The sequence below is a fragment of the Maricaulis maris genome (assembly GCF_049116555.1).
Taxonomy (GTDB): domain Bacteria; phylum Pseudomonadota; class Alphaproteobacteria; order Caulobacterales; family Maricaulaceae; genus Maricaulis; species Maricaulis maris_C.
The window spans coordinates 294,718-308,317 of record NZ_JAGDYT010000001.1 but is presented as its reverse complement, the minus strand read 5'-3'; the positions used below and the strand labels follow the sequence as shown (position 1 = coordinate 308,317).

The following is a 13,600-nucleotide window of genomic DNA, read 5'->3' as shown; positions in this document are numbered from 1 at the left end:
CGAATTGGCTTCCGCACCCTCGGATGATCGGTCAAAACACCACAAAGCGGCTTTCTGTCGCCAATGCATCCAGTGGCTGATCATGACCGTCTGCAGGCAGGTCGGCAACCATCTGGCAGTCAAAAGCCAACCCGATAGCCCTTATCGCTCGCGCCGCACGCAGGGCTGAGAGGGTGTGGTCATAATACCCTTTGCCGTATCCGAGCCGGTTTCCGGATCGGTCACACCCGACCAATGGCACGAGAAGCAGGCTTGGCTGACAGACGGGCTGGTGGGAGAGCGGCTCCATGACCCCCAGCGCCTTTCGCTCGAGCGCATCACCGAGCTGCCAGGATCGAAACTCCAGGGACTGACCGTCGCCGACAACGACCGGCAAACAGATGGAATGTCCAGCGGTCGCCAAACGCGCCATCAGCGGGCGCGGGTCCATTTCGCCGGCCAGTGGCCAGTAGCCGGCAATGCAGACTGACGTTTCCGGCACCCAGTCGCCCGGAAACGTCTCCGCGAGAAGCGCGCCGGCCTTCGGCTTTGCCTGTGCGGCCTTGCCGCGCAGATCCAGCAATCGTGCGCGCAGCGCCGGCTTGTCGGCGGAGGAAATCATGTGGCGGCTCCACTTGCGCCGTCAGAGCGTGTTTATCCCCACAAACCCGACAGTTCAGGTGGGCACCACTTAAACGGGACCACGGTCCCAGACAGAGGCAGTTCCCTCGTGGAGGTGTACGGTCCGCAGGATAGACGCTCCGGTCGCACGCAGCAGATGACCGCCACCCCCTATGTGGAGGCGAATGCCCTCGAGCTCAAGCGCCAGCTTCCGCGTAGGCATCATCTTGTGCAGGCGAGTCGGCATCGCATTCGCCGGGATCCTCGGTCTCGATTGCGCCAGCAATGGCTTCCATGCGCTCCGCCAGACGCCCCAATTGTCCGGCGAGCCGCCCACGCGCCTCAGCATGCAAACTGCTCGCGCCATGGTTTTCATGGGTCAGGCGCTGAACCTGACTTTCCAGCGCTTCGATGCGGCTATCAGATTCCTTGAGGTCGTCGACCAGGATGAGTGAGGCCATCAACAGAAGGCGCAAATCTCCGATCTGTCCGACCTGACCGGAAACATCGGAGACCCGCGTGTCGAGCGTACCAGCAAGTTCGCGCAAATAGGCTTCCTGGCCTGCCTCGCAGCCAATGGTGAAGTCGCGTCCATTCAGGGTGACTGTGACCCGCGACATCGCTTCACCCCTCCTCGGCCATGAGATCACGCAAATCCGCGATCGCGACGTCCAGCGTGTCTGACGCGATCTGGGCAGCGTCCTGCAGCACAGCCTCACGTCCGCGCGCCTGATCGAGCGCCTCGGCGAGATTGGCGCGATCAACATCCGCATCGCGGGCCTCGATCGCAGCCGCTTCGGCCGTGTGGACACGATTACGCATGGACCGCGCCGCACCTTCGACACGCCCCATGGCCTTGTCGAGGCGGGCGATCACAGCGTCGAGCACATCTTCGGGCATGTCGGAACGCACGTTCATGCGCTGAGAATCGGCCGTGTCGCGAGAAAGTTCAAGTTCTTCGTCAACTTTATCCCCTGTGACTTTGACTCCAGACCGATTCATGCCGATGAAAAACGGCAAGATAGAGGTCAGCATCTCGCAGTCTCCGACCTTGCCTCGGCGTGGACGGACAATTGACGATGGCTGCCGCGCGGTCCAAACAGGGAATCTGTTCCGACCTCCTCGCTAACAGGCGCACACCCGCATGCTTTCCTTACCCGACTGGGCTTTTTATCCGCTCGCCGCAGCTGCCTCCGCTGGCATGATCACCGCCGCGGTCAGCTTCGGTGACAGCACGCACCGGTCGCCGGAAGAAATCCTGACGGAAGGAACCATAATCGAAGGAGAAGCGCTGTCCGGCCTGGTAACGGGCAATGGTCTGACGGCCAGTTTTCTGGCAGAGGGCGACACCCGCTATGCCCAGATCAGTGCCGCAAGAGGCCCACTGGACGGCGTTCAGTCAGCCGGAGCATTCTTTACGCTCTCCGAGCAGGAATTGCGCGCCTTTGAAGGCCACCGCCTCCGCGTCACCTACCAGCTTCGATCGAGTTCATTGCAAGGCGCCCGCACCGCTCAGCTGAACTTCTTCATGCCAGATCGGGGGCAGGCCTCCTGGGAGGTGGTTGAGCTGTCCGCAGACCTCGCGACTGTCGAGCTGGAGGTCGTCTCGACCGTTTGCACCTGGCCACAAGCCTATCTGGCCATCTGGCCTGACTGGGCAAGCAATGCCAACACGATCGACCTCGTCTCCGTTCGGATCACGGCGCTGGAGGAGACCCCTTGTGACTAGTCTCCTCCCGGTAGGGTCTCACATCCGGCATCCGCGCTAGCAGGTCGTAGGAGCTCCAGGAAATCATTTGCGCGACCTTGCCGGGAGACACCTTGCGGGTCTTCTGAATCTGTCTTCGCGCCGTGAATGTGGTGGGCAACCGGCTCAAGGCGTCAAATATGGCCCTCCAGAACAACCGGAACTGACCGTTCTTGATTGCCCCCAGCGACAGCAGTGCTGTCGCGGCGATATGGAAGGGAAGCGTCACCGGCAGGAGCCAGCCCGGCATGTTTTTCAGGTATACGGTCAATCGATTGCGAACACCGTAATAGGTCGCGAACTCCGACCGGCGGCCCGATGACGCATAACCCACATGATCGACAGCGGCACCGCGAAGCTGAATGGCACGCTCCCCGAGCAGACGCGCACGAAACGCCAGATCAACATCTTCGCTGTAGCAGAACAGGCTTTCATCGAACCCATCGAGCGCCTGGAAAAGCGAGCGCCGGATCATGGCAGCCGCGCCGCAGGGACCAAATACTTCGCCCTCGATCGGCAAGAGCGCTACCGGGCGCATGAAGCCGGCGCGATAAGCCAGCCCCGTCGCATGGAACACATCCCCCACCCCGTCGAGCAGGCCTGACGTGTCGGCACAATACTGGGTCGAACCAAACAGACTCACGGCGGGATAGCGTTGTGTCGCGAGCTCGAGTTCGGCGACCCAGTCAGGATGAGCAAAAGCATCCGGGTTCAAGAAAACGATCCAGCCGGATGACGCGGATTTCGCGAGCAGATTATTGCCCGCCGCGAATCCAAGATTGTCGTCCTGTGCGATCAATCGCACGCCATCGGGTAGATCACCCGACTCAACGCGCTCACCAGCCGGGGATCCATTCTCAAGGACGAGAATTTCGCGCGGCCTGCGACTTTGCGCCTCGAGTGCCCGCATGCAGGCCCCAATCGTCGCGCGGCTCTTGTAGGCGACGACCAAAACAGAGATATCAGCAACGTTGGACAACTCAGTACCCGGTCAACTTGCTGCATCGCAGCGGCTTTCAATTCACCCGAGAGCGGTTAGCATGGTTTCCGGCTGCAGCGAACTTCTCCCACATCTCCCGCAGCATTCCACTCGGGACCGTAATCACGCGGTTCGTGAAACATGTCGATCGCACGGGGGCACGACGCGTGAGTGAATACTTGATCGATGCTGCCCTAGTGCTGATCCTGGGCGGCGTGTTGCTGTCCGGGCGCCTGTCAACGGCGCGCGCCTTCGCCCTGTTCGCCGCGGCGGTCATTCTGACGGGACGCATTTCGTTTGATGAGGCGATCGAACGCCTTACGACGCCAGCCATTCTAGCCGTGACGAGCCTGGTGATCATCGCCTCAGCTCTGGCCAAGCTGCCCGGCCTGAGTCGCGCGGTCTTTGGCCGACCGGGACGGTCGCCTCGCATGACACTGATGCGGTTTCTCGGCTCAGCCGCGCTCGCCTCATCAGCCACGCCCAATACGGCCGTGGTTGCCGCCTTGCTGGGCCCGGCCGTCCGCCGCCCTGACATTTCGCCCCACCTCCTGCTCCTGCCGCTGTCCTACATTGCTCTGGCTGGCGGGATGCTCACGCCATTTGGAACCTCCGCAAGCCTGATGGTCACGGGTGAGGCCGCCCGAATGGGCATCGAATTATCCGTCTTCGATTTCGCCCTCCCGGGAGCGGCGGTTCTGACCGCCGTTTTTGTCGCGCTTGTCCTTTTTGCCCCGATCCTGCTCAAGGACCGGGAGGCGCCGGAGACGGACACCAGCGGCGTATTCCATATCGAGGCGCGGATCGAGGAAGGCTCGAGCCTGGCCGGACGGAGCGTCGCGGCAGGCCGATTGCGGAAACTGCACAGCTTCTACCTGGCCGAGATCATTCGCGGCAGCCGTGTGATCCGACCGGTTCACCCAGCCTTTGTCCTGCAAGCCAACGACCGGCTCATTTTTGTCGGCGATGTCTCACATTTCGACGAATTGCATGGAATTTCCGGCCTCACACTGGACGCGGCGCCGAAACAGCAGGCCGCCGATGAATTCTTCCACGCCGTAATCAGCGGACAAAGCCTGCTCGATGGCCGGACCCTGCGCGAGGCAGATTTCCGGGCCCGCTTCAACGCCTCCGTCATGGCTGTGCGTCGTGGAGACGAACGACTATCCGGCAAGTTGGGCGATATCCGGCTGCGAACCGGCGATGTGCTCATCCTGTCAGCCGGGCCCGATTTCGGCAGCCGTGACAATGTGCGCCCCAACCTGCACATCCTCGATGTGGACTCCCCCGGCCAGACGCCCATGGCGCCGCGCACCGCCTGGACCCTCGGGATCGGCTTTGCGATTTTTCTCGGCGTCGCCCTGACCCAGCTGGTGCCCTTTCATCAAGCCGCGCTCGGCCTCGCGGCCCTGGTGGTTGGACTGAACTGGACAACCGCGCGCGAAGTCCGGCGGAATTTCCCCTTCGACCTGGTGATCATCCTTTGGGGCGCTGTCTTGCTGAGCCTGCTTATCACCCAGTCCGGGGCTGCCGACGCGGCGGCGCGTTTCATCGCCGGCATGACGACGGACCTGCCACCCTATGCCGCCCTGGCCATCATCTTCTTTTTCGCCTGGGCGATGACCGAGTTGTTCTCGAATGCCAGCGCCGCCCTGACCGCCCTGCCGGTCGCGCTGGCAACCGCTGTGCAACTCGGACTGCCACCGGAAGCCTTTGCCCTCGCGACCGCGTTTGGCGCCAGCGCCAGCTTCTTCATGCCTTTCGGCTATCAGACCCACTTGATGGTGATGACGCCGGGGCGCTACCGCCTTAGCGATTTTCTTCGCCTTGGCAGCATTGTCTTTGTCGCTTATTCCTGCGCGGCCCTGAGCATCCTCACCTATTTCTATCTTTGATCCGGACCCAAACCATGCCCAACCTCGACGACAAGAATGCCATCGCCTTTGAGTTTGCCCGCATCTGCTCGCTTGCAGCGGTCAAGATCATGGAAATTTACAAAACCGATTTCGAGTCACGCGGCAAGGATGACAAGTCGCCTGTGACCGATGCAGACGAGCTGGCGGAGGAAATCATCCTCGCCGAGCTTGAAAAATGCCTGCCGGGCGTTCCGGTACTCGCCGAAGAGAGCTTCGCCGCGGGCTTCCGCCCGAAGACAGATGGCGCCTTCATTCTGGTTGACCCGGTGGATGGTACCAAGGAGTTCATCAACAAGAATGGCGAGTTTACGGTGAATATCGCGTTGATCGAAAACCGCGAACCCACTGCGGGGTGCGTCTTCGCACCGGCGAGGGAACGTATTTTTGTCGGCGGCGATGACGCCTGGGCCGGTACCCTCAAGGCAGGCGAAACCGTGTCCCCGGATGCGCTTGACCCGATCACCACCCGGGCACGGCCGTCCGGCGGCATGACCGCCGTCATGAGCCGGTCCCACGCTGACGAGAAGACCCTTGCCTTCGCAGATGCCCAAGGCGTCGTCGAGAAGGTCTCGGCCGGATCTTCGCTCAAATTCTGCCTTGTTGCCGAGGGTAGCGCCGACGTCTACCCTCGTTTCGGTCCGACCAAGGAGTGGGACACAGGAGCGGGACATGCCGTCTTGAATGCCGCCGGTGGATGCGTCCGAATGCCGGACGGTGCCCCCTTTCTGTACGCCAAGGAAGAAGTCGAATACCTCAATGGCGGCTTTGTCGCATGGGGGCGTATCGACTAGCCAAACGGCTTCCGGCTAACGCATGGCGACCGGCGCGCGTCCGGAGCCGGCCGCCTAACGACCAGGCCACAAATTTCGCTGCTAAAAAGGCGCACAATGAAACTTTATATGCATGTCGGGCTCGGCAAGACCGGTACCAGCTACATTCAGGCTGCCCTGGCCAATTCACTGCAGGAGCTGGCGGACCAAGGTGTCGATTACCCGGTACGCAAAGGTGTGCTGGCGCGCGCCCAAAACGGCGAGATCACGAGTGGCAATTGTCGCCCGGATTTTGCCGACATACGGAATCGCGCGCGGGTCAGCCAACGCGCCGGGTTTGAACGGTCCCTGCTGTCCAACGAGTCATTTTTCAAGCGCCTGAACAAGGATTTCGTGCTCGACCGCCTTGTCGAGGAACAGCCGGGCCTAACGGTCAAAATGCTGATGTTCGTGCGCAACCCGTTCGATCACGCGATCTCCTGCTACCACCAGTTCGTCAAGGGCAAGGGATATTCCAAACCGTTTTCCGAATTCCTTCAAGGTTACAAGGTCCCTTCAGTCGCCGCCGAGTATATCCAGGCCGTCCAGACACGGTCCTATTGCGAGCTCGTGGCATTGAACTATGGGAGCAATCGGGCCGAGCTTCTGGACCGCTTTGCCGAGTTCCTCGAGGTGCCGCATGAAACCCTGCAACGGCCGGACCGCGGCGTCATCAATCGCTCAATGACACGTGCAGAGCTTTATCTGCTGTCCGCATTCAATGGCCGGATCGGCGACAAGGCGCGCTTCCTGACCAATGCCCTTTGCGAAGCAACCCCGGATATCAAAGCCCAAACGCCAGAGGCGACGAAGGGCGAGATCAAGGACTTCTATCACCGCATGTGTGATGAGACCGAAGCGCTCAACGAGGTCCTGGCGGTCGATCAACGGATCGAACTGCCCGACCTCGAAAGCGTGCAAGAGCGCTTTGCCGCCGATGCTACCGGCAGCAACGGAGATCTGGCATTCAATCGTGACCAGATCGACGCGATCGTCGAGGCAGTTTCGGCACGCCTCGTGATCGAGGACTGAAACCCGACCGCGGTCACGCAGGGCGCAACCGCGGTCGGAAAAGCTTCAATCCCTAGCCGAGCCGGCCTGTGTCCTTGAGACACTTGATCACAAGATCAGCCGCATCTTCCGCCGACATGGACGTGGTGTCGATGTGGATTTCCGGCGATTCCGGGCGCTCGTACGGGCTATCGAAACCAGTGAAATTCTTGATCTCACCCGCCTGGACCTTCTTGTAGAGGCCCTTCGGATCCCGCTCCATGCAGACCTCGAGCGGCGCATCAATGAAGACTTCGATGAACTCGCCTTCACTGACGAGGTCGCGCACCATGCGACGCTCAGACCGGAACGGTGAAATAAAGGAGCAGGTCACAATGAGGCCCGCATCCACGAAGAGTCTGCCCACTTCGCCAATCCGCCGAATATTCTCGACCCGGTCTTCATCCGTGAAGCCGAGATCACGATTGAGGCCGTGGCGAACATTGTCACCGTCCAGCGAATAGGTGTGGTGGCCCGCACGGGACAGTTTCTGCTCGACCAGGTTGGCAACCGTCGACTTGCCGGCACCCGACAGGCCGGTGAACCACAGGACGGCCGGCTTCTGCCCCTTGATCTGGGCCCGGCCCTCTTTCGTCACATCCATCGCGTGATGATGGATGTTGGACGCGCGGCGGAGTCCAAACTCGATCATCCCTGCACCCACCGTCTGGTTGGTGAAGCGATCAACAAGGATGAAGGCACCCATGTCCCTAATCTGGTGATACGGGTCGAACGCAATCGGACGGGCCGTCGACATGTTGCAGAAGCCGATCCCGTTCATTTCGAGCTTGCGGCTCGGCTTCTTTTCATAGGTGTTGACATCAACGCGATGCTTCAGCGCAGAGACTGTCGCCGGCGTTGTCGCCGTTCCGATCTTGAGCAGGTAGGACCGGCCGGGAAGGAGGTCTTCCTCGGACATCCAGAGCAGTTCAGCCGCAAACTGATCGGTAACTTCAGGACGCGACTCGGCCCCGGCAATAATGTCGCCGCGGGAAATGTCGATCTCGTGATTAAGCACGATGGTGACCGCGTCGCCGGCCACAGCCTCGTCCAGATCGCCATCCGCCGTGACTATGCGCTCGACATTTGCGGCCTGGCCGGACGTGGCCACCACAATGGCATCTCCCGGCTTCACCGTTCCAGAGACGATCGTGCCAGAATAACCGCGGAAGTTGAGATTGGGCCGATTGACCCACTGCACCGGCATGCGGAAAGGCTCGTTCTGGATCTCGCTGTCAATGTCCAGCTCTTCCAGATGCTCGATCAATGTCGGACCCGTATACCAGCCCATATCTTCACTGCGCTTTGTGACATTGTCGCCATAGCGAGCCGACATCGGGATCGGCGTGATTGACTCAAAACCCAGCTCGTCAGCGCTCTTCAGATATTCGGCGACGATCTCGTGGAATCGGCCACGCGAGTGCTCGACAAGGTCCATCTTGTTGACCGCCAACACAATGTGGCGAATGCCCATCATGCGTGCGATGTAGGTGTGGCGCAGGGTCTGAACGAGCACGCCCTTGCGGGCATCAATCATCATCACCGCGACATCTGCCGTCGAGGCACCCGTCGCCATGTTGCGGGTGTATTGCTCGTGTCCCGGCGTGTCGGCGACGACGAATTTGCGTTTCTCCGTGGCGAAGAAGCGATAGGCCACATCGATCGTGATACCCTGCTCGCGTTCGGCCTCCAGGCCATCCAGAAGCAGGGCGAAATCGATCTCGTCACCGACCGTACCGTGCTTGCGGCTGTCCCGCTCGAGCACATTGATCTGATCCTCGAACAGCAATTTGCTGTCATAGAGGAGGCGGCCGATCAGGGTCGACTTGCCGTCATCGACAGATCCACAAGTCAGAAAACGAAGGACACCATGACCACCGGATTGGGTCAGACGCTCCATCACTTCAGCGCGCGTGTTCTCAACAGTCATCAGAAGTAACCCTCGCGCTTCTTCTTCTCCATCGACCCGGCTTCATCGTGGTCGATCAGGCGACCGGACCGTTCGGACGTCCGGGCCGTCAACATTTCAAGGACAATTTCTTCCAGCGACTGGGCACTAGATTCGACAGCCCCGGTCAGCGGGTAGCAACCAAGGGTCCGGAAGCGCACCATCTTGAGTTCCGGCGTCTCGCCTTCCTCGAGTGGCAGGCGCTCATCATCGACCATGATGAGCTGCCCGTCGCGCTCGACCACCGGACGGTGGGCGGCGAAGTAGAGCGGGACGATCGGAATATCGTCCTCAAGGATGTACTGCCAGATATCAAGCTCGGTCCAGTTGGAGAGCGGGAAGACGCGGATCGACTCGCCCTTCTTGATCTTGGTATTGAAATTCCGCCACAATTCGGGCCGCTGGTTCTTGGGGTCCCAGCCGTGATTGGTATCGCGGAAGGAGAAGATACGCTCCTTGGCGCGTGACTTCTCCTCATCCCGGCGAGCGCCACCGAATGCCGCATCATATTGATGCTTGTTCATGGCGGCTCTCAGCGCTTCGGTCTTGAGCACCTGGGTATGAAGCTGCGAGCCACTGTCCCAAGGATTGACGCCCCGATCGATCGCGTCCTGATTGATCTCGACCCGGATTTCGAGCCCGAGCGCCTTTGCCAAGGCTTCACGGTAGGTGATCATGTCGCCGAACTTGAACGTCGTGTCGACATGCTGGAGCGGAAACGGGAGCGCTGAGGGATAGAAGGCTTTCAACGCCAGATGCAGCATCACCGCGCTGTCTTTCCCGATCGAATAGAGCATCACCGGATTTTCAAACTCCGACGCCACTTCACGAATGATGTGGATACTCTCGGCCTCCAGGGCCTTCAGGTGCGCCGAGAGCGGGCGCTCCCGGGTCCTCGCCGACTTGAAACGCTCTGCGTAGTTGGCGACTATCTCGTTGATCGATGGCATGGTTTTCCAATCGGTAGTCTGAGGTCGGCTCCGGAAGGCCAGAGGGCCAGGCGGCGAGGCAGCGCCGCGTTCGGACAGCATGGGGTAGTTCAACGGCCTGTTCGCGCCGCCGCTGGCGGCGTCATGCGCCGAGCATTACTCGACCGGGAGTTCGCTCAGCTTCTTCTTGAGGTTTGTTCGCTGGTCACGACACTTCTTGCGCTCGGCTTTCAGTGCTTCCATCTCGGTCTTGATTTCCTTCAACCGCGTGCTGGCCGCACGCATCTTTTGGCGAAGCTGTTTATTCGTCGGCATATTATCTCTCCACGCGGCCCTAGAAGACCCTTTCGCGCAACCTGATATGTCATACGCCGAACAGGCGCAACACCTTCTAGGGTGAGGAATGAGCGCCTCGGGAAGATTGCCCCATTCGAACGCAGAAACGCCACCTGAGCGAGCGGCGCACAGTCCGCGCCGAAACACGGGCTGACCACTCCGGGAGGCGTCGCGCCTATCCCGCCCAATTGGTGACTGCGGCGATGACTTGGTCGATATCCGCGTCGCTCATGTCCGGGTGCATCGGCAGTGAAACAACACGATGCGCGGCCGCCTCCGTGACCGGAAGACCGCCCGGCGCGACGGGATATCCGGAATAGGGTTGATGCAGATGCAGCGGGATCGGGTAATAGATCGCGCTTGGCACGCCGTGCGCCGCGAGGTGCGCCCGGAATTCGTCCCGCCGCTCCACCTCGATCGTGTATTGCGCCCAGGTTGATTGCGCTCCGGTGATCACATGCGGTGTCTTCACGGCATTCCCGAACCCGCTCCGATATCGATCAGCGACACGCTGGCGCATCCGGATCTCGTCACCGAATACCGAAAGCTTGGCCAACAAGATGGCGGCCTGGATTGTGTCGAGGCGAGAATTGAGACCGATGCGAGCGTATTCGTAGCGGGCCGTCCCTTCACCATGGACGCGGACCGATTTCATGGTGGCATACAGCGCGTCTTCCTTGCACAGGACCGCACCACCATCACCGTATCCGCCCAATGGTTTGGCGGGATAAAAGCTAACGGTCAGGACGTCCGCCCAAGCAAGCGACGCCTGGCCGTCCAACGTACTGCCGTAAGCCTGGGCGCAATCGGACACCAGCTTCAGCCCGGCCTCCCGCGCGATCGGGGCCAGGGCCGGATAATTCGCCGGCTGGCCGAACAGATCGACGGCGATCACCGCCTTGGGCGACAATTCCCCGGCCTCGGTGACGCTCGCAATCGCGGCGGCGAGACTTTCCGGGCACATATTGTAGGTGTCCGGATCGATATCGACGAACACCGGCGAAGCGCCTGCCAGCACAACGACCTCAGCCGTCGACGCAAAGGTGAAGGCCGGTACGAAAACCGCGTCGCCCGGACCGATGCCCCAGGCCATGAGAGGAATGAGGATCGCGTCGGTACCATTTGCACAGCTGAGTGCCTGTCCGGCCCCCGCAAACTCGGCGAGTCGGGTCTCGAGCTCGTCGACTTCGGGGCCGAGAATATAGCGCCCCTCATCGAGCACTTTGATGACGGCAGCGTCGATCTGGTCCTTCAAGCGCTCACGCTGGGCTTTCAGGTCGATAAAGGAAATCATGTCGGGCATGGCGGCTTCCGGATGGCATGTGACGGGGTAACGGGAATGGGTAACAGCGAACGGGCGGCCTCGCGGCGAGTACTCACCCCTCAAGCGGCTATAAACGCCGCTCCCGTGGGCACAAAGTCACGAAACATTACGTTATTCCACCGTGACCGACTTCGCGAGATTGCGCGGCTGGTCGACATCGGTGCCTTTGTGAACGGCAACGTAATAGGCGAGGAGCTGCACCGCGACACTCGAGACGATTGGCGCCGCCATTCCGGTAAGGCGTGGCAAGAGAAGCTGGGCACTGATCTCTCCCTCGAGTTCACTGGCGCCGGGCTCATCCGTAATTGCAATCACCCGCGCGCCACGTGCCCGGACTTCCTGGATCGATGACCGAGTCTTGTTGAACAAGGCATCATGCGGTGCGATCACGATGACAGCGACATCTTCCTCGATCAGCGCTATCGGACCGTGCTTGAGTTCGCCGGCGGCGTAGCCCTCCGCGTGGATATAGCTGATTTCCTTGAGCTTGAGCGCGCCCTCAAGAGCCAGCGGAAAGAACTCATTGCGGCCGAGATAGAGCACGATCGAGGCATGCGCGAGCTCGGTGGCGAGCGCGTCGATTTCCTGTTCGATCTTCAGGGCCGCCGCCATCAGGCTCGGCACTGACATCAAGTTTGCCACATGCCCGGCCTGCTGCTCTGCGCTGAGCCGTCCTCGCTGGGCACCCGCCAGGACTGCCAGCGAGGCGAGCGCCGAAAGCTGGCACGTAAAGGCTTTTGTCGACGCGACGCCAATCTCCGGGCCGGCCAGGGTGGGAGCAACAAGATCGGCCTCGCGGGCCATGGACGAATGCGGTGAATTCACCAGCGCTATTGTCGTCAATCCAGCACGCTTGCAGAGGCGCAGCGCTTCGAGCGTATCGGCGGTCTCGCCTGACTGCGAAATGAAAAGCGCCGCATCGCCCTCCAGAAACGCGGGATTGCGGTAGCGGAATTCCGAGGCGATATCGACCTTGACCGGGAGACCCGACACGGCCTCGAACCAGTATTCTGCGATCTGCCCTGCGTAGGAGGCCGTGCCGCAGCCGACAATGAACAGGCGCGTGATCTGGCTGAAATCGATACCCTCGCGCGGACGCACACAACCGGATACGGCATCCACATAAGCGGCCAGCGTGCGCCCCACGACTTCAGGCTGCTCATAGATTTCCTTTTGCATGAAGTGGCGATGATTGCCCTTCTCGGCCAGCACCATGGACACCGACGCCGGTGAGAGCGGGCGGGTTACGGCTTGGCCGGCGGAATCATACACATCAACGCCGGACGGACGGACAACCGCGGCATCGCCTTCTTCAAGATAGATCACCGACCGCGCTTCGCCCGCGATCGCCATGATATCGGATGCCAGGAAGCAGACCCCGTCACCGATCGCCGCAACCAGGGGGGCGCCCCGCCGAGCCCCGAGGACAAGGTCTGTCTCGCCTTCAATGATCGCGGCAAGGGCGAACGCGCCTTCCAGCTGTTCCAGGACAGCCAGCAGCGCATCTTTGGGAGCCTGTCCGCGATCGAGCTCGCGATCCAGCAGATGGGCGATCACTTCACTGTCCGTCTCACTGGCAAACTCACGCCCCTCATTCTGGAGCGTTTCGCGCAATACCTTGAAATTCTCGATAATTCCGTTGTGTACGACGCAGACGCGCCCGGCCCTGTGCGGATGGGCATTGCCCTCGGTCGGCGCCCCGTGGGTCGCCCATCTTGTGTGTGCGATACCTGTCGCCCCGGTGAGCTCGGGCGTCATCGCCGCCTCGAGCGCCGAGACCTTGCCGGCCGCACGCGCCCGAAGCAAAGGTCCCTCCGCCGTCTGGACAGCGATCCCGGCCGAGTCATAGCCCCGATATTCAAGGCGCCGAAGGCCTTCGACAAGAACGGATTCCGCGTTAATCCGCCCGGCAACACCGACTATGCCGCACATGGTCTCTCCAGTCTGGATTAGGTCTGGGCG

Annotated in this window: 13 protein-coding genes; 4 read left to right on the top strand and 9 right to left on the bottom strand. The window is 61.0% G+C overall.

Features of this window, described 5'->3' with window-relative positions:
• Positions 1–31: 31 nt before the first annotated feature.
• From JXQ94_RS01320 to JXQ94_RS01310, 3 genes are all read right to left on the bottom strand, one after another.
• Positions 32–601: a 5-formyltetrahydrofolate cyclo-ligase gene (locus tag JXQ94_RS01320; protein ID WP_421922026.1), complete on the bottom strand. Its 570-nt coding sequence runs from the start codon at positions 599–601 to the stop codon at positions 32–34.
• Between the two features lie 196 nt (positions 602–797).
• On the bottom strand, positions 798–1,220 hold the full coding sequence (locus JXQ94_RS01315; RefSeq protein ID WP_421922025.1) for a cell division protein ZapA: 423 nt from the start codon (positions 1,218–1,220) through the stop codon (positions 798–800).
• 4 nt (positions 1,221–1,224) lie between these two features.
• A complete protein-coding gene (locus JXQ94_RS01310; RefSeq protein ID WP_421922024.1) occupies positions 1,225–1,518 on the bottom strand; it encodes a DUF4164 family protein in 294 nt (97 codons plus the stop codon).
• 226 nt (positions 1,519–1,744) lie between these two features.
• Between JXQ94_RS01310 and JXQ94_RS01305 the strand changes: the two genes are divergently transcribed.
• Positions 1,745–2,329, top strand: coding sequence for a hypothetical protein (locus JXQ94_RS01305; protein WP_421922023.1), 585 nt, complete (start codon positions 1,745–1,747; stop codon positions 2,327–2,329).
• Here the strand turns inward: JXQ94_RS01305 and JXQ94_RS01300 are convergent.
• The gene (locus JXQ94_RS01300; protein WP_421922022.1) at positions 2,298–3,326 is read right to left on the bottom strand and encodes a glycosyltransferase family 2 protein; all 1,029 of its coding nucleotides are present in this window, start codon (positions 3,324–3,326) and stop codon (positions 2,298–2,300) included. The two genes, JXQ94_RS01305 and JXQ94_RS01300, sit on opposite strands and share 32 nt — an antisense overlap.
• 167 nt (positions 3,327–3,493) lie before the next feature.
• Between JXQ94_RS01300 and JXQ94_RS01295 the strand changes: the two genes are divergently transcribed.
• The 3 genes from JXQ94_RS01295 to JXQ94_RS01285 all read left to right on the top strand — a co-directional run bounded on the left by JXQ94_RS01295 (position 3,494) and on the right by JXQ94_RS01285 (position 7,083).
• Positions 3,494–5,221, top strand: coding sequence for an SLC13 family permease (locus tag JXQ94_RS01295; protein ID WP_421922021.1), 1,728 nt, complete (start codon positions 3,494–3,496; stop codon positions 5,219–5,221).
• A 14-nt stretch (positions 5,222–5,235) separates the two neighbouring features.
• Complete coding sequence (cysQ, locus tag JXQ94_RS01290) at positions 5,236–6,033, top strand: 3'(2'),5'-bisphosphate nucleotidase CysQ (RefSeq protein ID WP_421922020.1); 798 nt, start codon at positions 5,236–5,238, stop codon at positions 6,031–6,033.
• 96 nt (positions 6,034–6,129) lie between these two features.
• Positions 6,130–7,083 (top strand): hypothetical protein, encoded by a 954-nt coding sequence (locus JXQ94_RS01285; RefSeq protein ID WP_421922019.1) that lies wholly within the window; start codon positions 6,130–6,132, stop codon positions 7,081–7,083.
• A 52-nt stretch (positions 7,084–7,135) separates the two neighbouring features.
• Here JXQ94_RS01285 and cysN read toward each other — a convergent pair whose 3' ends face one another.
• From cysN to glmS, 5 genes are all read right to left on the bottom strand, one after another.
• Complete coding sequence (gene cysN, locus JXQ94_RS01280) at positions 7,136–9,031, bottom strand: sulfate adenylyltransferase subunit CysN (protein ID WP_421922018.1); 1,896 nt, start codon at positions 9,029–9,031, stop codon at positions 7,136–7,138.
• On the bottom strand, positions 9,031–9,999 hold the full coding sequence (gene cysD, locus JXQ94_RS01275) for a sulfate adenylyltransferase subunit CysD (RefSeq protein WP_421922017.1): 969 nt from the start codon (positions 9,997–9,999) through the stop codon (positions 9,031–9,033). The genes cysN and cysD overlap by 1 nt, the downstream gene beginning before the upstream one ends.
• Positions 10,000–10,134: 135 nt before the next feature.
• Positions 10,135–10,293 (bottom strand): hypothetical protein, encoded by a 159-nt coding sequence (locus tag JXQ94_RS01270; protein ID WP_421922016.1) that lies wholly within the window; start codon positions 10,291–10,293, stop codon positions 10,135–10,137.
• Positions 10,294–10,489: 196 nt separating this feature from the next.
• Positions 10,490–11,617, bottom strand: a complete 1,128-nt coding sequence (locus JXQ94_RS01265; RefSeq protein WP_421922015.1) for a DegT/DnrJ/EryC1/StrS family aminotransferase — start codon at positions 11,615–11,617, stop codon at positions 10,490–10,492.
• Between the two features lie 132 nt (positions 11,618–11,749).
• Entirely contained in the window at positions 11,750–13,570 is a 1,821-nt protein-coding gene (gene glmS / locus JXQ94_RS01260; protein WP_421922014.1) for a glutamine--fructose-6-phosphate transaminase (isomerizing), read from the bottom strand.
• Positions 13,571–13,600 lie beyond the last annotated feature (30 nt).

Coding starts and splice junctions, on each gene's coding strand:
- cysQ (WP_421922020.1), top strand. CDS start 5,236: ATGCCCAACCTCGACGACAAGAATGCCATCGCCTTTGAGTTTGCCCGC.
- JXQ94_RS01265 (WP_421922015.1), bottom strand. CDS start 11,617: ATGCCCGACATGATTTCCTTTATCGACCTGAAAGCCCAGCGTGAGCGC.
- JXQ94_RS01310 (WP_421922024.1), bottom strand. CDS start 1,518: ATGAACGTGCGTTCCGACATGCCCGAAGATGTGCTCGACGCTGTGATC.
- JXQ94_RS01320 (WP_421922026.1), bottom strand. CDS start 601: ATGATTTCCTCCGCCGACAAGCCGGCGCTGCGCGCACGATTGCTGGAT.
- JXQ94_RS01305 (WP_421922023.1), top strand. CDS start 1,745: ATGCTTTCCTTACCCGACTGGGCTTTTTATCCGCTCGCCGCAGCTGCC.
- cysN (WP_421922018.1), bottom strand. CDS start 9,031: ATGACTGTTGAGAACACGCGCGCTGAAGTGATGGAGCGTCTGACCCAA.
- JXQ94_RS01270 (WP_421922016.1), bottom strand. CDS start 10,293: ATGCCGACGAATAAACAGCTTCGCCAAAAGATGCGTGCGGCCAGCACG.
- JXQ94_RS01315 (WP_421922025.1), bottom strand. CDS start 1,220: ATGTCGCGGGTCACAGTCACCCTGAATGGACGCGACTTCACCATTGGC.
- glmS (WP_421922014.1), bottom strand. CDS start 13,570: ATGTGCGGCATAGTCGGTGTTGCCGGGCGGATTAACGCGGAATCCGTT.
- cysD (WP_421922017.1), bottom strand. CDS start 9,999: ATGCCATCGATCAACGAGATAGTCGCCAACTACGCAGAGCGTTTCAAG.
- JXQ94_RS01285 (WP_421922019.1), top strand. CDS start 6,130: ATGAAACTTTATATGCATGTCGGGCTCGGCAAGACCGGTACCAGCTAC.